The sequence below is a fragment of the Wenyingzhuangia aestuarii genome, from assembly GCF_011927765.1.
GTDB classification, from domain to species: domain Bacteria; phylum Bacteroidota; class Bacteroidia; order Flavobacteriales; family Flavobacteriaceae; genus Wenyingzhuangia; species Wenyingzhuangia aestuarii.
The window spans coordinates 61,969-81,280 of the sequence record NZ_JAATJG010000002.1 but is presented as its reverse complement, the minus strand read 5'-3'; the positions used below and the strand labels follow the sequence as shown (position 1 = coordinate 81,280).

Genomic DNA, 19,312 nt, shown 5'->3' with positions numbered 1-19,312 from the left:
TACCAGTAATTCATCAAAAAAAGGTAGCCAAAAAACTTTTTTAGCAAATTATTTATTTCTCATAAAAAATAAAATTTCCTTAAATAGCCTTAATATGTAAGTAAAACCACCTGTTTTGTTAACGTTGTATTAAAATATATCAAATAAAAAACTGTTATAAACCATAAAAAAATAATATTATAGTTATCCTTACACTAATAAAAAGAATGTAATTTAACCTTATTAAAACAAAATGAATGGATAAGAAGAACATCTTGCCTATCTTCTCTTCATATCATATGGAGTCTACTTTTTATGATGAAGTGTTTAAAGGTAAAAATGAGATTAGGGATACTTACAAAAAATTATTCCAATTATTTAATGAGTATCAGGTTGATGATTTTGAATTGTTAAATGAAAAAGCTAAAGTTTCTTTTTTAAACCAAGGAATTACATTCCAAGTTTATGATAAGACAACTACTGAAAAAGTATTTCCGTTTGATTTATTTCCAAAAATCATAACCGCTGATGAATGGGAACATGTAGAAACGGGTGCATTACAAAGAAGTAAAGCGTTAAACTTATTTTTACACGATCTTTATCACAAACAACAAATTATTAAAGACGGTATCGTTCCTATTGATTTGATTAATAGTTCTGAGAATTATTTAAAACAAATGCAAGGCATAGAGCCTCCTGGCGGAATATACAATCATATTTCTGGAACGGATGTCATCAAACACTCCGATGGAGAATACTATGTATTAGAAGATAATATTAGATGTCCTTCTGGAGTAAGTTATGTGGTTAGTAATAGAGTAGCTATTAAAAGGGCTTTGTTTGGTGTTTTTAATAATTACCCTACTCATTCTGTTTCTAATTATTCAGAGAATTTACTAGACATTATGCAATCTGTAAAACCTGCAGGGGTAGATATTCCTGTATGTGTGGTAATTACTCCTGGTGTATTTAATTCCGCTTATTACGAACATTCTTTCTTGGCAAAATCTATGGGGATAGAATTGGTAGAAGGTAGAGATCTATTTGTAGAAAACGACTTTGTTTACATGAAAACCATTTATGGTCCTGTAAGAGTAGATGTTGTTTATAGAAGAATTGATGATGCCTTTTTAGATCCTAAAGCATTTAAACCCGATTCTCTGTTAGGAGTTCCTGGTATTTTTGAAGCCTATAGAAAAGGAAATGTAACCTTAGTAAACGCTCCTGGAACAGGGGTTGCTGATGATAAGGCTATTTACACCTATATGCCACAAATTATTAAGTACTATTTAGATGAAGAACCTATCTTAAACAACGTACACACCTATCACTGTAGCAGACCTAAAGAACTAGATTATGTATTAAATAATATTGATAAGCTGGTTATAAAACCTGTAGATGAATCTGGTGGATATGGTATTTCTATTGGAAACAAACTAACCAAAGCAGAAATAGAAAAAGTTAAATCGGTCATTAAGGCCACTCCTCGTAAATATATTGCACAGCCAATTATGGCTTTATCTACACATGCTACCTACATAGAAGAAGAAAAATCTTTTGAACCTAGACACATAGACTTAAGAACTTTTACCTTGTTAGGAAAAGACAAAAGTTTTGTATTAAAAGGAGGATTAACTCGTGTAGCTTTAAAAAGAGGAAATTTAGTAGTAAACTCATCACAAGGTGGTGGATCTAAGGATACTTGGGTTTTAAAAAAGTAAGCAAATGTTAGCAAGAGTAGCCGATAACTTATTCTGGATGGGAAGATACCTTGAAAGAACAGAACACATAGCCAGATTTGTAAATGTTAATTATTTTTCATCTTTAGATGCTCCAAATGAAACATCGCAATCTAGACAATTTGTATTAAATTCCATTTTAAGAATGGTAGATGACGAACCTGAAGAGGGAGAGTTTTTAGATGAAAGAACTGTATTGTATGATGTGGTTTTAAATCCTAAAAAAATGTTTTCTATTAAAAGCTGCTTTAGAATGGCTCGTGAAAACGCTTCGGGAGCTAGAGATTTAATTTCTAGTGAATTGTTTGAATCTATCAATAAATTACATCACTACATAAGCAACTATCCTGTAGAATTATTTTTAGAAAGAGGTTTAGATGAATTTACTTCTAATATTTCTAAAGCAATTTCTACCATTAAAGGAAAAATTGTAACCACCATGATGCATAATGAAGTGTATTCTATTATTATGTTGGGAATTCAATTAGAAAGAGCTACAGATGTTATTAGAATTATTGACACCAAACATCAAGATGCCATAAAAACAAAGCACGAATTAGGTTACAGAACCAGTTACGAGTGGACCACCTTGTTAAAATGTCTTCAATCATTTGATATGATGAAACGTTTCTACAAAAAAGTACCTACAAGTAAAGACACCTTAAACTTTTTAATTTTAAACCCTGAGTGTCCAAAATCTGTAATGAGCTGTTTAAACAGTGCTAAAGAAAATATTGACAAACTAAGTAAAAAGAAAGAACTAAAATCTTCTTTCTTTATTGGTAAGATTACCGCAGAATACAAATACAAATCTATTGATGAAATAGAAACTAGTTTTAACGATTATATTCAGAAAGTAATTAGTGAACTAGCAGGAATTTGTACCTCTATAGAAGATGAACTTTTTAACCACTAATTTTTAATTAATGAAATTAGAACATCAAAAAGCTAAAGATTCTGAAACTGAGACTGAAGAAAAACAGCAAGAAGCACAACAGCAACAATAAAAAAACCCCGTTACTAAGTAACGGGATTTTTTTATTGTTGAAACTCAAACAATTGAGATTTTTTATTCTTTCCTATAAAAGTCAATCGTTGTTTTAACTCATTAGGCATAGATTTGTAATGAGAATTTCTAGACAACAAATAAAAACTTGTTTGACTATTCATAACCGAATCTAACTCACTGCTATTTTCTATAGTTTTAATCTTCCCCTTGGTATAAAACTGAGAAGAATAAGATTTAAACTCCCATGCATAAATAGTAGCAGTTTCTTTATCAATGGTGTTTAATAAATGCTTATCTGTATTTTGCCAATTGGTATCTGTATATACAGTATTTACTCCTATAAATCCAAAAACCAACGCTACAGGAACTACAGATGCTGCAATAAACCATCCTTTGTGTTTTTTAAAACTTTCAAAATAATGAATCACTAACAATCCTAGCGGAATGGTACAAGGCAACGTATAGGTGTGAATTAAACTTTTAGAAACCGTAAAAAAGAAAGGAGTCCACAACATCCATAACCACAAAAATGTAACCCACGGATTTTTAACTACCTCATTTTTTTTCTTTATTACTTTCGTAATCACAAACTGAATCCAAGGCAAAGAAAACAGGATTAAGAACAACCAAATCATTCCCATGGGCTGCTGTTTGGCAAAACCATATTTATCTCCTTTCCAACCCGATTCAAAAAAACGCTTGTAATGTTCACCTACAAAAAAGTAATCTATAAACCCTGGAGTTCTTACCTCTGCTAAATAATACCAAGCAAAAGAAATAACAAAAGCCAATAACAAGCCCGGAATCCACAAAGCTTTCTTAAAAAACTCTAGTAATTTCCCTTTATACATACAAGCCCAAATAAATAAAGGCGGAACTGTTAGTACTAAAGAAATAGGACCTTTAGACAACATTCCTATAGCAACTCCCAACCATGTAATTAGTTTCCATAAGATTTTGCGTTCTTCTGTTTGAATAGATTTCCAAAAACCTATCATAATAAACGTAATCCCCACCAATAAAGAAGAATCTGTAGAAACCACACCACTGTGAATGTAATATTCTGGAATGGTTAACAAAATCAATGCTCCTAAATAACCTTGCTCTTTGGTAAATTTTAAAGCTTTTGCTACAAATACAATTAATAAAATATGAATTAAAAAAGAAGGAAATCTTGCCGCAAACTCATTTACACCAAACAGATGAAAACTTAAAGCCGAAATCCATGTAGACATAGGCGGTTTGGCCCAAAACGGAACTCCGTAATCTATTTGTGGAGTTACCCAGTTTCCTGTTTCGTACATTATTCTTGCAATTTCTGCATATCTAGCTTCGGTTTTATCTAACAACGGAAGCCAAGCATCTACCAAAATTCGCAATAAAGCCAAAGTAAAAACAGCTAGTACTAAGGCATTTTTTTTAATAAAAGTAAACATGTTGATTATGTATTTTTATACGCTTTGTTAATTTTTAATAAATCGAACCAAAGTTTAAAGAAGTAACTCATCTTTACTTTAGAATCTCCTTTATCTACCCATTTGTTTAAAGAAATTTCTTTCATTTTAGCAATTGCCTCTTTTCTACCATACACCTCTATAATTCTAAAAAAGATTTCTACATCAAACAACCATTTAGAAATAAAAGGTCTATCAAACACTTTTGTACTTAACTCTTTGGTAAAAACTTTAATACCACATTGGGTGTCATACACTCCTAAATCTAAAATATTAGATATAAAAGTGGCTATAATTCTTCCTGTAAAAAACCTAAAATAACTACGTTCTATTCTAGAACCTAATTTTTTAATTCTAGAACCAAAAACAAAAGTTAATTTACCTTTTAACTTCTTACTTATTCGGTAACATTCTTTTAACGGAGTCGCTAAATCTGCATCCAAATAAGCAATCTTATCGTACTCTAAATTTTTAGCACAATAATTCATTCCCATTAGGGTAGCTCCTGCTTTTCCTTGATTTTCTACGCAATCAAAAACAAAAATTTGTGTAGGCTTTTTTGATTGATACTCTTGTAAAATTTCTAAAGTATCATCGGTAGAACCATCGTTTACAAAACAGATAGCAACATCAGGATGATTGTTTAAAAAAGAAAAAAACTTTTTTTCACGAAGGGATTTAGCCTCATTATACGAGGGAACTACAATAACTAAATCAAAAGATTTTGAAGATGTTGACATAGGTTGATTTAACAAATGACCACAGAACATATTTCTGCTTAACATTTTTTTAACACAGTTGTAAAAATAGGATTATTTACCAATATAGGAAATGAATACGGCTTGATATTCTAAAGCTATCTGACGATATAAATTTCATCAATAAAAGGATTGTTAAAAGTTATAAACATTCCATACAAATACCTGTAAAAAAGATTTATTTTAGCGACTCATAAATTCTAAAACTATAGAAATATGTCAGATACTATTGAAAGAATTAAATGCTTGATTATTGGATCAGGTCCTGCAGGATATACTGCAGCTATATATGCATCTAGAGCAGATTTAAAACCTGTGATGTATACAGGAATGCAAATGGGTGGTCAGTTAACTACAACTACAGAAGTAGATAACTTTCCAGGATACCCTAACGGTACAGATGGTACTGCAATGATGGAAGATTTAAAAAATCAGGCAGAACGTTTTGGAACCGAAGTTCGTTTTGGTTTGGCAACTGCTGTTAATTTTAGCGATGAAGTTGGTGGAATACACAAAATTACCATTGATGGAACGAAAGAAATAGAAGCTGAAACTGTAATTATTACTACAGGAGCTACTGCAAAATATTTAGGTTTAGAAAGTGAAGAACGTTTAAAAGGAGGAGGAGTTTCTGCTTGTGCTACTTGTGATGGTTTCTTTTACCGTAAACAAGATGTAATTGTAGTTGGTGCTGGAGATACTGCTGCAGAAGAAGCTACTTACTTGGCTAATATTTGTAACAAAGTTACCATGTTGGTTCGTAAAGATCACATGAGAGCTTCTAAAGCCATGGTTCACAGAGTAAATACAACTAAAAACATAGAAGTTTTATACAACTCAGAATTAGACGAAGTTCTAGGAGATAACGTAGTAGAAGGTGTAAGAGTGGTAAATAACCAAACACAAAACAAGCACGAAATTGCAGTAACAGGTGTATTTATTGCCATTGGTCACACTCCTAACACAGACATCTTTAAAGGTCAATTAGACATGGACGACACAGGATACTTAGTAACCAAAGGAAAGTCTACCAAAACCAACAAACCTGGAGTATTTGCTGCTGGTGATGTTCAAGATCACGAATACAGACAAGCAGTTACTGCTGCTGGTACCGGATGTATGGCTGCCTTAGATGCTGAAAGATATTTAGGAAGTTTAGAATAAGCTTACCTAACAAACAACACCAAAAGGCTACACAATTGTGTAGCCTTTTTTATTTGACAATAATCAACATCCAAATTCCTGTTTTTTAACAAGATTATGCTTAATTTAATACTTCAAAACAAGTAAATATGAGTTTAAACCTAGCTGTCTTAATTGACGGAGATAATATACCCTCTGCTCCCATTAAAGAAATGATGGAAGAAATGGCCAAATACGGAAATCCCACCATTAAAAGAATTTATGGGGATTGGACCCGACCTAATTTAGGAGGTTGGAAAGAAGTTTTATTAGAAAACGCAATTACTCCTATTCAACAATACGCTTACACCTCTGGAAAAAACGCCACAGATTCTGCCATGATTATTGATGCTATGGATATTTTATACTCAGAAAAAGTAGATGGCTTTTGTTTGGTTTCTAGTGATAGTGATTTTACCAAATTAGCAACTCGATTAAGAGAAGCCGCTATGTTAGTCATTGGAATTGGAGAAAAAAAGACTCCTACTCCATTTATTGTAGCCTGTGATAAATTTATTTATCTAGAAGTTTTAAGAAAAGATAAAAAAGGAAACAACAATACCAAGAGTGCCAAAGAAGAACACGAAGTAATTACTCCTAAAATTATTAGATTGATAAAAAGTACCATTTCTGATGTTTCTGATGATGATGGATGGGCATTTTTAGGAGATGTAGGAAGTTTAATTCAGAAAAAAAGACCCAGTTTTGATGCTAGAAATTATGGTTTTGACAAACTTACTCCCCTTATAAACTCTATTGGCGAATTTGAAATTGATCAGAGAGAAAATGCAAACAGCAGACACAAATTAATTTTTGTAAAAAATAAATAAGCATTGCTAAAAACAAGTACATTTGCGCGGTTATAATGAATTTGAATCATGTTAAAAATTAAAAGGTTCCCTGCCGAATGGGAACCACAAAGTTTTATACAATTTACATTCCCACATCCACAAAGTGATTGGGCATATATGTACAATGAAGTAGTTACCTGTTTTGTAAACATCATAGAGACTACGGCAAGTTTTCAGCCTGTTTTAGTGGGATGTCACAATGTTTCAGAAGTTGAATCTTATTTTAAAAAAGATACCAAACACACTATTCATTTTGTAACAATTAAATCTAATGATACTTGGGCTAGAGATCATGCAGCTATTACTATTCTAGAAGATGAACAACCTGTTTTATTAGATTTTATTTTTAACGGATGGGGACAAAAATTTGATGCCGAATTAGACAATATTATTACCCAACAATTGTCTAAAAATGTATTCCACAAACTACCTATTGCATCTTTAAATTTTGTTTTAGAAGGTGGAGCTATAGAGTCTGACGGAGAAGGAACTATACTAACCACTAGTGAATGTTTATTATCACCTTACAGAAACCCAAACTTAAACAAATCTGAAATTGAAGTTTATTTAAAAGATACATTGGGAGTACAAAAAATCTTGTGGTTAGATCACGGATATTTAGCAGGTGATGATACCGATTCTCACATAGACACCTTAGCTAGACTATGTAACCCAACCACTATTGCTTACGTAAAATGTAATGATGTTCATGATGAGCATTATGAAGTTTTACAAAAAATGGAAGCTCAATTACAAACATTTACCAACGCTAAAAATCAACCTTATCAATTGGTTGCTTTGCCTTGGCCAGCTGTTTGTTTAGACAAAGATGGAGACAGAATTCCTGCAACCTATGCCAATTTTTTAATGGTAAATGATGGAGTTTTAGTTCCTACTTATAATGTGCCTCAAGACAAAGAAGCTTTAGAAATTATTAAAACCCTTTTTCCGAATAGAAAAATTGTTGGATTAGATTGTAGCGCTTTAATAGAACAGCACGGATCATTACATTGTATTACTATGCAATATCCTAAACAAGTAACATTCGCTATTTCTTAAAATTATATTTTTAGTACATAACTTATTATAATGAGTAAATTAAACGTTGGAATTGTACAACAAACTTGTACAACAAACAAACAAGAAAACATAGATAAAACCATTGCTGGAATTCAACAATGTGTAAACAATGGTGCCGAATTAGTTGTTTTACAAGAACTACATACGGGAATCTATTTTTGTCAGGCAGAAGAGGTAGATATGTTTGAATGGGCGGAACCTTTTCCGGGTCCTTCTTACAATCAATTTTCTGCAATTGCCAAAGAGTTAAACATTGTACTAGTAACTTCTTTATTTGAAAAAAGAGCACCAGGAATTTACCACAATACAGCTGTTGTTTTTGAAAAAGATGGAACAGAAGCAGGTCGTTACAGAAAAATGCACATTCCCGATGATCCTGCTTATTACGAAAAATTCTATTTTACTCCCGGAGATTTAGGTTTCCAACCTATACAGACTTCTGTAGGTAAGTTAGGAGTTTTAATTTGTTGGGATCAATGGTATCCGGAAGCAGCAAGACTAATGGCTATGGCCGGTGCAGAAGTATTAATTTACCCAACTGCAATTGGTTACGAAAGTACGGATAGTGAAGAAGAAAAAGCTCGTCAAAGAGATGCTTGGATGATTTCTCAAAGAGGTCATTCTGTAGCCAATGGATTGCCCGTAATTTCGGTAAACCGTGTTGGTTTTGAAAAAGATTGGACAGGTGTTACCAACGGTATAGAATTTTGGGGAACTAGTTTTGTAACAGGGCCACAAGGAGAAATTTTGTGGGAAGGAAATCAAAAAGATGAAATGAATAAAGTAATTACTGTAGACAAGCAAAAGACTGAAGACGTAAGAAGAATTTGGCCGTTTTTTAGAGATCGAAGAATTGATGCTTATGGTGATATTACTAAAAGATATATTGATTAATTCACATTGTCATACTAAGCTTGTCGAAATGTAGAATTCAATTGTTAAAATTTATTATAAAAATTAGTCTTCAACACTTCGACTAACTCAGTACAAGCAAACTCAGACGAATACAAAACTAGTCTTCGACAAGCTCAGACTGACTGTAAGAATAAAAACAACTTTCTTAATAAAAGAAGGTCACACTGAGCTTGTCGAAGTGTGAGTTTCCTCCACCAACTTAATTAACCTAAAAAGGATTCTATACTTCAACTCAGTACAAGCAAACTCAGACGAACACAAAACCAGTCTTCGACAAGCTCAGACTGACTGTAAGAATAAAAACAACTTTCTTAATAAAAGAAGGTCACACTGAGCTTGTCGAAGTGTAGATTTTATTTATTACTTTAATTGAATGTTTTATTATGTATACATCCTAAAATGTTCTGATGACAGCTTTTACACTGGAATTACCAATAACATTTCAAGACGACTTGAAGAACATCAATCTGCAAAATGTTATAATAGCTACACCTCTAAAAGACTACCGATCAAATTAGTTTGGGTGCAAGAATTCACCAATCCAGAATTAGCAATCGCTAAAGAAAAACAACTTAAGGGATGGAGCAGACGTAAAAAGCAAGCTTTGATAGATGAAGATTATGATCAATTAATCCTATTCTCTCAAAATAGTCCTCGACAAGCTCGGATGGACAACACAGACAACAACCAGTCTTCGACAAGCTCAGACTGACTGTATGAATTAAAATACACTTTGCTAATCTAAAGGAGCCTGTCGAAATGTGGTTCATGAAAAAAACTACACTTCTCCATTAAAAAAATTCAACTAAAAACACTGACAAACTCTATTTAAATAAGAGCTTCACACTTTTTTAATCCTTTATCTTTACAGACTTAAAACTGAATTTTCTTATGAGAAAAGAAATCATTGCAAAAGGATATTACAACCTAATTCTAAACTCAATCATAATAGGTGTTTTGGCCACATTAGCAGGAAGTACATTAAAAAACAGCACTGCTTTTTTTCAAGAATTAATATTTCATAAAGTAAACAACTTCCCTGTTTTTTATATTTTTCTACCTTCTGTAGGAATTACGTTGATCTACTTTACGCGTAAATTTTTATTTAAAGGCAAAAACAACAAAGGAATTACCGAGGTTTTTAATACACTTGAAAACAGAAAAGAAGAACTTCCTTTTTACAAAATTCCATCACACTACCTAAATGGATTTTTAACCGTAGTTTTTGGAGGTTCTACAGGTGTGGAAGTTTCTACCGTAGTAGCTACTGCTGCCATTGGAAATTCCATCTATAAAAAAGACAAAGTTGCCAAAACTTATAAGACCGAATTAATTTGTGCGGGTGTAGCAGCAGGCGTAACTACTTTATTTGGGAGTCCCATTGCTGGGCTTTTATTTGCTATAGAAGTTATTTCTAGAAAAGTAACTCAAACCCTATTTTTAAGTTGTGCTATTTCTGTAGCCATTGCTCAAACTTTTATCTATTTTTTTGATGCTAACAAATTATTTAATTTAGAAGTATTCCAATGGAATTACCAAGCAATCCCTTACATGATCCTCTTAAGTTTACTTGCTGGAGTTACGGCCGTGTTTTTTACCAAAAGTGTTATTTTTATCAAAACAAAGTTTGCTAAAATTACAAATAACTTTATCCGTGTAAACACGGGAGCTTTATTAGTAGGATTATCTATATTTATTTTTCCTGCTCTGTATGGAGATAGTTATCATTCCATTCCTGAATTTATAGCACTTAGTAATTTAAAAACAATTACATTCGGTTTTATTATATCACTCTTTTTTATTGTGGTTTTAAAACCCATTGTAGCTTCTCTTACTTTAGGTGCAGGTGGAGATGGTGGTGTTTTTGCTCCAAGTATTGTCACCGGAGCAATCTTAGGTATTTTAGTAGCTATGTTTTGCAATCATTACTTTAACACTCAATTAATTGTCTTAAATTTTGCTTTAATTGGAGCAGCAGCTATGTTAAGTGCGGCCATACACGCACCATTAACGGCTTTATTTTTAACTTGTAATATTGTAGACAACGGATTTGCATTATTCTTTCCATTATTAATAGGAGTTTTTATTGCAAAATACATGGCTAAATACCTGTGTAAATACACGGTTTATTCATATCAAAAAGGGAACAAAAAACTATCCATCCAACTAAAGTAGCTACTCTCTGATTGTCAGTAAAATAGACCTTGTTTTTTAATGAAAAAAAAATGATTATTTTTAAACGTAATTTGAAAAAAAAATTACATTTGCCGAAATATTAAATCAATTTAAAAAACAATTAAAATGTCTAAAGTTTTAATCATTGGTGCTGGTGGAGTTGGTAGCGTTGTTGCACAAAAGTGTGCTGCTTCTCCAGAAGTTTTTTCAGAAATTATGTTAGCAAGCAGAACAAAATCTAAATGTGATGCCATTGCTGCTTTAATTAAAGACAGAACGATACAAACCGCACAAGTGGATGCTGATAGCGTACCAGAATTGGTTGCGTTATTTAATGAGTTTAAACCTGAGTTGGTAATCAACGTTGCGTTGCCATACCAGGATTTAACCATCATGGATGCTTGTTTAGAAACAGGTGTTAACTATTTAGATACTGCAAATTATGAGCCTAAAGATGAAGCTAAATTTGAATATAGCTGGCAGTGGGCTTATCAAGATAAATTTAAAGAAAAAGGATTAACCGCTATTTTAGGTTGTGGTTTTGATCCGGGTGTAACTAGTATTTATACTGCTTATGCTGCCAAACATCACTTTGATGAAATTCACTATTTAGATATAGTTGATTGTAACGCTGGTGACCATGGAAAAGCATTTGCTACCAACTTTAACCCCGAAATTAACATCCGTGAGGTAACTCAAAAAGGACGTTACTGGGAAAATGGACAATGGGTAGAAACAGAGCCACACGAAATTAAACAAGCTTTAAATTATCCAAACATTGGACCTAAAAACTCTTATGTAATTTATCATGAGGAATTGGAATCATTGGTTAAAAACTATCCAACCTTAAAACGTGCTCGTTTCTGGATGACTTTTGGAGATGAATATTTAACACACTTACGTGTAATTCAAAACATTGGTATGGCTAGTATTGAGCCTATTATGTACAAAGGTATAGAGATTGTTCCTTTACAATTTTTAAAAGAAACTTTACCTAAACCAGAAGAATTGGCTGATGGTTATACAGGTGAAACTTCTATTGGATGTAGAATTAAAGGAATTAAAGACGGACAGGAGAAAACATATTACGTTTGGAACAACTGTAAACACCAAGATGCTTTTGATGATGTTTCTTCTCAAGGAGTATCGTACACGACAGGAGTACCTGCCATGTTAGGAGCTATGATGTTCTTAACTGGTAAATGGAAAAAACCTGGAGTTTACAATGTAGAGGAATTTAATCCAGATCCTTTTATGGAATTAATTGGTCAATACGGATTGCCTTGGCAAGAAGAAATTAACGGAGATTTAGAAGTATTATAACTTAACCCATTAATAGGTAAAACTATTCATACAACTAGGTAGTAAGTATTTCTTTTAGGAGAACTATTTACTACCTTTTCTTTTGATAAAAAATGATAGACTACAATCAAATACCAACATCTGCTTTTGTATTAGATGAGCAATTGTTAAGAAACAACTTGTCTTTAATTAAAGAAATACAAGATCAGGCGGGAATAGAAATTATTGTTGCTTTTAAAGGCTTTGCTATGTGGGGAGCTTTTCCTATTGTTCGCGAATATATAAAAGGTGCTACGGCAAGTTCTTTATACGAAGCTCGTTTGTGTTTTGAGGAAATGAAAACTAAAGCTCATGTATATGCGGCAGTTTATGTTCCTAATGAATTTGAGGAATTGATGAGTTATAGCTCTCATATTGTTTTTAACTCCGTAGCTCAGTTTGAAAAATATTATCCACAAACCTTAACAGCAAATCATAAAATTTCTTGTGGAATTAGAATTAATCCAGAACAAAGCGATGTGGAAGTAGATTTATACAACCCTAGCTCTCCAAAATCTAGATTGGGAGTTTTAAAAGAATTTATGCCTGAGGCTTTGCCTAAGGGTGTAGAAGGATTGCACTTTCACGTATTGTGCGAATCGGATTCTTATAGCTTAGAAAAAACCTTAATAGCTTTAGAGGAACGTTTTGGTGAATACCTACATCAAATTAAATGGATTAATATGGGAGGTGGTCATTTAATGACTCGTAAAGGATACGATACAAAACATTTAATCAACCTATTAAAAGCTTTTAAAGAGAAATACAACATTCATATCTTATTAGAGCCCGGAAGTGCTTTTGCTTGGGAAACAGGAGTCTTAACCGCTCAGGTTTTAGACATTGTAGAAAGCAGAGGTGTTAAAACAGCCATGTTAGATGTTTCTTTTACAGCACATATGCCTGATACTTTGGAAATGCCTTACAGACCAAAAATTGTAGGAGCATCAGATCCAGATGAAAACAGCAAATTTGTGTACCGTTTAGGAGGAACTAGTTGTTTGGCGGGTGATTTTATGGAAGAATATGCCTTTGAAAAGGAGCTAAACATAGGCGATCAGATTGTATTTAAAGATATGATTCATTACACTATGGTTAAAACTTCTATGTTTAACGGAGTAAAACATCCTGACATTTGCATATGGACCAAAGAACAAACCCTTAAAACACTACGTAAGTTTGACTATAATGACTACAAAATAAGATTATCCTAATAACAAAATGATACTCAGATAATTATATTTTAAAATAAATATACTTTTATAGTGTTGTATAGCTAATTTATACTACCTTGCGGTCTTTAAAATATACAATTTATTATTATGACTAACGGTACAGTAAAATTTTTCAACGATTCAAAAGGTTACGGATTTATTACTCCAGAAGATGGAAGTAGAGACGTTTTTGTTCACATTAACGGATTAACTGATGAAATTGCAGAAGGAGACAAAGTTTCTTATGACGTTGAAGAAGGACGTAAAGGGTTAAACGCAGTAAACGTACAAGTTATCTAATTTGATTCCTTTACTATAAAGTTTAATAAAAAGCCTATCATTTATTTGATAGGCTTTTTGATTTTTATAGCTATTTACTTTTAATTTATAGTTTTTAAACTATACTAGCTCTTTTAACTGAGCAATCCAAGTTGTGATTCTTTCTTCATTTAAATCCGATTCATTATCATTATCTAAAGCCAAACCATAAAAGTAATCTTCATCATCTGGAATAATTGCTTTAGACTCTGTATGTCTATAATCTTTAACAGGCCACTTTCCTATAACCTCTCCTCCATTCTCTAAAATTACCTCAGCCAACATTCCTACTCCATCAATAAAATACTCTGCATAACCAATTTGATCTCCTAAACCATAAATAGCTACTTTTTTATTGGTAAAGTCTATCGTTTTAAATTCCTCAAAAAAATCTTCCCAATCGCTTTGTAAATCTCCATCATACCAAGTAGACAATCCCAAAATAATAAAATCATACTTTTCAAAATCTTTTGTAGAAGCTTCTGATATTTCTTTTACTTCTACATTCTCAAAAGCATCCACAATATCATAAGTAATCTCTTCTGTTATTCCTGTGTCAGAACCAAAAAACAATCCTATAGCTTTATCCATATCTTTCCTTTATTAAGTTTTATAACACAAAGTTAATTATTTTTATTTATTTAGAATAAATAAAAATAACATTAAACCCATAATAAATCAACATAAAAGTAAAAACTTAAACTATTGTTTACAGAAACAATCAACTTCTAAAATATTCATAATATAAACTTAAATTTTGATGCTATTTTGACAAAAATGAAATAATAAAAGATAAAACGGTATTTTATTATTCAAATGTTTTGTAAATTTGAAATATAGAAATCAACTAATAATTATTTATATGGAAACTTTAGATATCAAACAAGGTTTAGACAAAAGTGCCGTCAGTGTAAAAGAATTTGTTTACAAAAACATTACTCCTTATTATGGAACTGATGCGTTTTTAGTTGGACCCAGTCAGAAAACACAAAAACTTTGGGAAGTATGTAAAATTGCGACCAAAGAGGAGAGAGAAAATAATGGAGTTAAATCTGTAGACACAGAAACTGTATCTGGTATTGCTGAATTTAAAGCAGGATATATAGATAAAGAAAATGAAGTAATTGTTGGACTACAAACCGATGAATTACTAAAAAGAGCTATGAAACCTTTTGGAGGTTACAAAGTAGTGCAAAAAGCTTTAAAAGAGCACGGCTTAGTACCTAGCGAACAGGTAAACACGTTATTTAGTAAATATGTAAAAACACATAATGATGGGGTTTTTGATGCTTACAACGCTGAAATTAAAAAGTTTAGATCTTTAGGATTTTTAACAGGTTTGCCAGATAATTATGCTCGTGGTAGAGTTATTGGTGATTACCGTAGAGTGGCCTTGTTTGGAATTGATAAATTGATTCAAGACAAAAAAACAGATTTAGAAAACATTACAGGTCCTATGTGTGATGCTACCATTCGTTTAAGAGAAGAAGTAGCCTCTCAAATTAAAGCTTTAAAGGACATGATTGTAATGGGAAACCATTATGATCTAGATTTGAGCAGACCCGCAGAAAACGCAAGAGAAGCTGTACAATGGACATATATGGCATACCTAGCCGCTGTTAAAGAGCAAGATGGGGCTGCCATGTCTTTAGGAAACGTATCTACCTTTTTAGATATTTATATAGAAGAAGACCTAAACAACGGAGTCATCACAGAGGTAGAAGCTCAAGAATATATTGATCAGTTTGTGATGAAATTAAGAATGGTTCGTCACTTACGTATGGCTGCTTATGATGAAATTTTTGCTGGAGACCCTACTTGGGTAACCGAAGCTATTGGAGGTATGTTAAACGATGGTAGAACTAAAGTAACCAAAACAGCTTTCCGTTTCTTACACACTTTATACAACCTAGGACCTTCTCCAGAACCAAACATTACTGTTTTATGGTCTCCTTTATTACCAGAAAATTTTAGAAAATATTGTGCTAAAGTCTCTATAGACACTTCATCTATTCAGTTTGAAAACGATGATTTAATGCGTACTTCTAGAGGATCTGACGATTATGGAATTGCTTGTTGTGTATCTTACCAAGAAATAGGAAAACAAATTCAGTTTTTTGGAGCACGTACCAACTTGGCTAAAACTTTATTGTTAGCTATTAACGGAGGTAAATGCGAAATTACTGGAACACAAATGGTAAATGGTATTGAACCTTGTGATTGCGAATATTTAGATTTTGATAAAGTAATGGCTAATTTTAAAATTGCCATGAAACAAGTAGCAGGTGTTTATAATGATGCTATGAACATTATTCATTACATGCACGATAAATACTATTATGAAAAAGCACAAATGGCTTTGATAGACACCAACCCACACATTAATATTGCTTATGGTATTGCAGGTTTATCTATTGTTGCCGATTCGCTATCTGCTATTAAATATGCAAAAGTAAAACCAATCAGAAATGAAGAAGGACTAACTGTTGAATTTAAAATTGAAGGAGATTTTCCAAAATTTGGGAATGATGATGACAGAGTTGATGTTTTAGCTCACAATGCGGTACAAGATTTTAACAACGAATTAAAAAAATTGCCTGTTTATAAAAATGCAGAACCAACCATGTCTGTTTTAACCATTACCTCTAATGTGGTTTATGGTAAAAAAACAGGAGCAACTCCAGATGGTAGAGACAAAGGAATTCCTTTTGCACCAGGTGCCAATCCAATGCACGGACGTGATACAAACGGAGCAATAGCTTCTTTAAATTCTGTTGCTAAAATTGATTATAAAGATTCTCAAGATGGAATTTCTAACACCTTCTCTATTGTTCCTAAATCATTAGGTGCAAACAAAGAAGATCAGATAGATAATTTAGTAGCTACCTTAACAGGTTACTTTCAACACGGAGCACAACACTTAAATGTGAATGTTCTAGATAAAGAAACTTTGATAGATGCTATGGAGCACCCAGAAAATCACCCGCAATTAACCATTCGTGTGTCTGGATATGCTGTTAACTTTATCAGATTAACAAGAGAGCAACAATTAGAAGTAATTACGCGTTCTTTCCACGAATCTATGTAAACTACCTATATTTTATTTATATCTAACTATTAGGTGTTCAAAAAATAAAATTGACTCTTTATTAGAGCCTACTTTTTAAGAAAAAAGTGCCATATGTATTTTTTGAACACCTTTTTTACAAACTAAATCCCTACTACTATTAAAACATCAAACCATACATTAAGTGTTCATTCTATTGAATCTTTTGGTACTCATGATGGTCCTGGAATTAGAATGGTTGTTTTTTTACAAGGATGTAAACTAAAATGCTTGTACTGTCACAACCCTGATACTATTGATACCCACGGCGGACAAGAATACGAAATAGAAGAACTGGTACAAAGAGCCATTAAAATGAAATCTTACTTTGGAGACAAAGGAGGGGTGACTGTTTCTGGAGGAGAACCAATGTTACAAGCTAAAAACCTAATCACCTTTTTTAAAAGATTAAAAGAAGAAGGTATACACACCAATATAGATACTAATGGTAGAGTTTTAAATCATCCTGTAATGGAATTGTTAGATGATTATACAGATCTAGTCATGCTAGATATTAAACATGTAACAGAAGAAGGTTATCAATACATCACAGGAGAAAAAAACAAAGAAACCGCTTTTAATTTTGCCAAACACAGAGAAACTTCTGGTAAAAAAATGTGGTTGAGATATGTATTAATTCCAGAAATAACAAACAAACCAGAACTGCTACATGCTTTAGGTGATTATTTTAAAACATATAAAACTATTGAAAAAATAGAACTACAGCCTTATCATAAATTAGGAATTCATAAATGGGAAGCTCTAGGTTGGAAATATGAACTAGAACATGCTAGAGAAAATACAGATGAGGAATTACAAAATGCTGCTGCTATTTTAAGTAACTACTTTAAAAAAGTTAAAATTAATTAACAAAGAAATTATGGGTATTCAAAAAATAAAAAACCGTTGGCTAATAGCTGTTTCTTCTATTGGGATACACCTATCCATAGGTTCTGTATACGCTTACTCTGTTATGACCAATCCTGTAAAAGATATTTTTGGAGTTGAAGGAAGTGTTATTAAATGGGCTTTTAAAATTACTATTTTAATATTAGGATTATCTGCTGCCTTTTTAGGAAAATGGGTAGAAAAAGTAGGTCCAAAAACTAGTGGAACAACGGCAGGTATTTTTTACGGTGTAGGGATTTTAGGAGCAGGATTATCCGTTCAACTAGAGTCACTACCTTTATTTTTTATCAGCTATGGTGTTATTGGAGGAATTGGATTAGGCTTAGGATACATTACACCTGTAAGCACACTTGTTAAATGGTTTCCAGATAAGAGAGGATTAGCCACAGGTATGGCAATTATGGGTTTTGGCTTTGCTGCTTTAATCTTTGGACCTATTATGGCCAAACTATTTGAATCTGTAGGTGTAGCCTCTACTTTTTATATTTTAGGAACAATTTATACCATTCTAATAGTATCATCTGCAACATATCTTGAAAAACCACCTGTTGGATATACTCTAGTTGGGTATAAAGAAAGTAGTCATAATCAAATAAAAACAGATATGGCAAACTTAACAGTTCGTGAAGCTGTTAAAACATCTAGATTTTATTATATATGGATCATGATGTTTATAAACACCTCTTGTGGTATTGCTTTAATTGCAGCTGCAAGCCCTATGCTTCAACAAAAATTAAGCTATACTCCTATGGAAGCTGCCGCTATTGTTGGTTTTATTGGTGTGTTTAACGGTCTAGGGAGACTTTTATGGTCTACATTATCCGACTATGTGGGAAGAATTAATGTTTACATCATCTTTTTTGTTTTTCAAATAGCTGCTTTTTACTTTTTACCTTTCATAAGCTCAGAATCTATGTTTTTAATTATTTTATTTACCATTATTACCATGTATGGTGGAGGTCACGCAACCCTACCCGCTTTTGTGGGAGATTTATTTGGAACCAAAGAACTAGGTGCTAATTATGGACTAATTTTAGCTTCTTGGGGATTTGCTGGTCTTATTGGTCCTACCATCTATGATGTAGTACTGGCTAAAACAGACTCTTTAGAAATTACCTTATGGGTATTCTCTTTATTATTTATAGTAGCCTTAGTCATTTCTATTTTGATGAAATTACAAATAACAAAAGCATACAAAATACAGAAGTTAGTAGTCGCTTCTGCATAATTTTCTTTATTTTTTTGTAGAAAAGGGCTGTTCAGTTATGGGCAGCCTTTTTTG

Annotated in this window: 17 protein-coding genes; 14 read left to right on the top strand and 3 right to left on the bottom strand. The window is 32.4% G+C overall.

Annotated features, from left to right (window positions below; translation table 11 throughout):
• Nucleotides 1-236: 236 nt before the first annotated feature.
• Both GGR97_RS02300 and GGR97_RS02295 read left to right on the top strand, forming a co-directional pair.
• On the top strand, nt 237-1,700 hold the full coding sequence (locus GGR97_RS02300; protein ID WP_167896811.1) for a circularly permuted type 2 ATP-grasp protein: 1,464 nt from the start codon (nt 237-239) through the stop codon (nt 1,698-1,700).
• Nucleotides 1,701-1,704: 4 nt separating this feature from the next.
• Nucleotides 1,705-2,634 (top strand): alpha-E domain-containing protein, encoded by a 930-nt coding sequence (locus tag GGR97_RS02295; RefSeq protein ID WP_167896810.1) that lies wholly within the window; start codon nt 1,705-1,707, stop codon nt 2,632-2,634.
• Between the two features lie 122 nt (nt 2,635-2,756).
• On the opposite strand, the gene GGR97_RS02290 is transcribed toward GGR97_RS02295, so the two are convergent.
• A complete protein-coding gene (locus GGR97_RS02290) occupies nt 2,757-4,163 on the bottom strand; it encodes an ArnT family glycosyltransferase (RefSeq protein ID WP_167896809.1) in 1,407 nt (468 codons plus the stop codon).
• A gap of 5 nt (nt 4,164-4,168) precedes the next feature.
• A complete protein-coding gene (locus GGR97_RS02285) occupies nt 4,169-4,921 on the bottom strand; it encodes a glycosyltransferase (RefSeq protein WP_167896808.1) in 753 nt (250 codons plus the stop codon).
• 234 nt (nt 4,922-5,155) lie between these two features.
• Here GGR97_RS02285 and trxB point away from each other — a divergent pair, with 234 nt between their 5' ends.
• The 9 genes from trxB (at nt 5,156) to GGR97_RS02240 (ending at nt 13,997) form a co-directional block, all read left to right on the top strand.
• Nucleotides 5,156-6,103, top strand: a complete 948-nt coding sequence (gene trxB / locus GGR97_RS02280; protein WP_167896807.1) for a thioredoxin-disulfide reductase — start codon at nt 5,156-5,158, stop codon at nt 6,101-6,103.
• 128 nt (nt 6,104-6,231) lie between these two features.
• Nucleotides 6,232-6,951 (top strand): NYN domain-containing protein, encoded by a 720-nt coding sequence (locus GGR97_RS02275; RefSeq protein WP_167896806.1) that lies wholly within the window; start codon nt 6,232-6,234, stop codon nt 6,949-6,951.
• Between the two features lie 48 nt (nt 6,952-6,999).
• Nucleotides 7,000-8,031 (top strand): agmatine deiminase family protein, encoded by a 1,032-nt coding sequence (locus GGR97_RS02270; RefSeq protein WP_167896805.1) that lies wholly within the window; start codon nt 7,000-7,002, stop codon nt 8,029-8,031.
• Between the two features lie 30 nt (nt 8,032-8,061).
• The gene (locus GGR97_RS02265) at nt 8,062-8,946 is read left to right on the top strand and encodes a carbon-nitrogen hydrolase (protein WP_167896804.1); all 885 of its coding nucleotides are present in this window, start codon (nt 8,062-8,064) and stop codon (nt 8,944-8,946) included.
• Nucleotides 8,947-9,340: 394 nt separating this feature from the next.
• Nucleotides 9,341-9,679, top strand: coding sequence for a GIY-YIG nuclease family protein (locus GGR97_RS02260; protein WP_167896803.1), 339 nt, complete (start codon nt 9,341-9,343; stop codon nt 9,677-9,679).
• Between the two features lie 179 nt (nt 9,680-9,858).
• A complete protein-coding gene (locus GGR97_RS02255) occupies nt 9,859-11,142 on the top strand; it encodes a chloride channel protein (protein WP_167896802.1) in 1,284 nt (427 codons plus the stop codon).
• A 126-nt stretch (nt 11,143-11,268) separates the two neighbouring features.
• The gene (locus GGR97_RS02250; protein WP_167896801.1) at nt 11,269-12,465 is read left to right on the top strand and encodes a saccharopine dehydrogenase family protein; all 1,197 of its coding nucleotides are present in this window, start codon (nt 11,269-11,271) and stop codon (nt 12,463-12,465) included.
• 92 nt (nt 12,466-12,557) lie between these two features.
• Entirely contained in the window at nt 12,558-13,697 is a 1,140-nt protein-coding gene (gene nspC / locus GGR97_RS02245; RefSeq protein ID WP_167896800.1) for a carboxynorspermidine decarboxylase, read from the top strand.
• A gap of 108 nt (nt 13,698-13,805) precedes the next feature.
• The gene (locus tag GGR97_RS02240; RefSeq protein WP_167896799.1) at nt 13,806-13,997 is read left to right on the top strand and encodes a cold-shock protein; all 192 of its coding nucleotides are present in this window, start codon (nt 13,806-13,808) and stop codon (nt 13,995-13,997) included.
• Nucleotides 13,998-14,096: 99 nt separating this feature from the next.
• Here the strand turns inward: GGR97_RS02240 and GGR97_RS02235 are convergent, their stop codons facing one another.
• On the bottom strand, nt 14,097-14,606 hold the full coding sequence (locus GGR97_RS02235) for a flavodoxin (RefSeq protein ID WP_167896798.1): 510 nt from the start codon (nt 14,604-14,606) through the stop codon (nt 14,097-14,099).
• 271 nt (nt 14,607-14,877) lie between these two features.
• On the opposite strand from GGR97_RS02235, the gene pflB reads away from it, so the two are divergent.
• The 3 genes from pflB to GGR97_RS02220 all read left to right on the top strand — a co-directional run bounded on the left by pflB (nt 14,878) and on the right by GGR97_RS02220 (nt 19,258).
• Entirely contained in the window at nt 14,878-17,103 is a 2,226-nt protein-coding gene (gene pflB / locus GGR97_RS02230) for a formate C-acetyltransferase (protein ID WP_167896797.1), read from the top strand.
• Nucleotides 17,104-17,229: 126 nt separating this feature from the next.
• Nucleotides 17,230-17,991: a pyruvate formate-lyase-activating protein gene (gene pflA / locus GGR97_RS02225; protein WP_317165737.1), complete on the top strand. Its 762-nt coding sequence runs from the start codon at nt 17,230-17,232 to the stop codon at nt 17,989-17,991.
• Between the two features lie 10 nt (nt 17,992-18,001).
• A complete protein-coding gene (locus tag GGR97_RS02220; protein WP_167896796.1) occupies nt 18,002-19,258 on the top strand; it encodes an L-lactate MFS transporter in 1,257 nt (418 codons plus the stop codon).
• Nucleotides 19,259-19,312: the final 54 nt, after the last annotated feature.

Bases quoted from the DNA above. Each gene is read 5' to 3' on its own strand.
- GGR97_RS02300 (WP_167896811.1), top strand. From the start codon at position 237: ATGGATAAGAAGAACATCTTGCCTATCTTCTCTTCATATCATATGGAG.
- GGR97_RS02295 (WP_167896810.1), top strand. From the start codon at position 1,705: ATGTTAGCAAGAGTAGCCGATAACTTATTCTGGATGGGAAGATACCTT.
- GGR97_RS02290 (WP_167896809.1), bottom strand. From the start codon at position 4,163: ATGTTTACTTTTATTAAAAAAAATGCCTTAGTACTAGCTGTTTTTACT.
- GGR97_RS02285 (WP_167896808.1), bottom strand. From the start codon at position 4,921: ATGTCAACATCTTCAAAATCTTTTGATTTAGTTATTGTAGTTCCCTCG.
- trxB (WP_167896807.1), top strand. From the start codon at position 5,156: ATGTCAGATACTATTGAAAGAATTAAATGCTTGATTATTGGATCAGGT.
- GGR97_RS02275 (WP_167896806.1), top strand. From the start codon at position 6,232: ATGAGTTTAAACCTAGCTGTCTTAATTGACGGAGATAATATACCCTCT.
- GGR97_RS02270 (WP_167896805.1), top strand. From the start codon at position 7,000: ATGTTAAAAATTAAAAGGTTCCCTGCCGAATGGGAACCACAAAGTTTT.
- GGR97_RS02265 (WP_167896804.1), top strand. From the start codon at position 8,062: ATGAGTAAATTAAACGTTGGAATTGTACAACAAACTTGTACAACAAAC.
- GGR97_RS02260 (WP_167896803.1), top strand. From the start codon at position 9,341: ATGTTTTATTATGTATACATCCTAAAATGTTCTGATGACAGCTTTTAC.
- GGR97_RS02255 (WP_167896802.1), top strand. From the start codon at position 9,859: ATGAGAAAAGAAATCATTGCAAAAGGATATTACAACCTAATTCTAAAC.
- GGR97_RS02250 (WP_167896801.1), top strand. From the start codon at position 11,269: ATGTCTAAAGTTTTAATCATTGGTGCTGGTGGAGTTGGTAGCGTTGTT.
- nspC (WP_167896800.1), top strand. From the start codon at position 12,558: ATGATAGACTACAATCAAATACCAACATCTGCTTTTGTATTAGATGAG.
- GGR97_RS02240 (WP_167896799.1), top strand. From the start codon at position 13,806: ATGACTAACGGTACAGTAAAATTTTTCAACGATTCAAAAGGTTACGGA.
- GGR97_RS02235 (WP_167896798.1), bottom strand. From the start codon at position 14,606: ATGGATAAAGCTATAGGATTGTTTTTTGGTTCTGACACAGGAATAACA.
- pflB (WP_167896797.1), top strand. From the start codon at position 14,878: ATGGAAACTTTAGATATCAAACAAGGTTTAGACAAAAGTGCCGTCAGT.
- GGR97_RS02220 (WP_167896796.1), top strand. From the start codon at position 18,002: ATGGGTATTCAAAAAATAAAAAACCGTTGGCTAATAGCTGTTTCTTCT.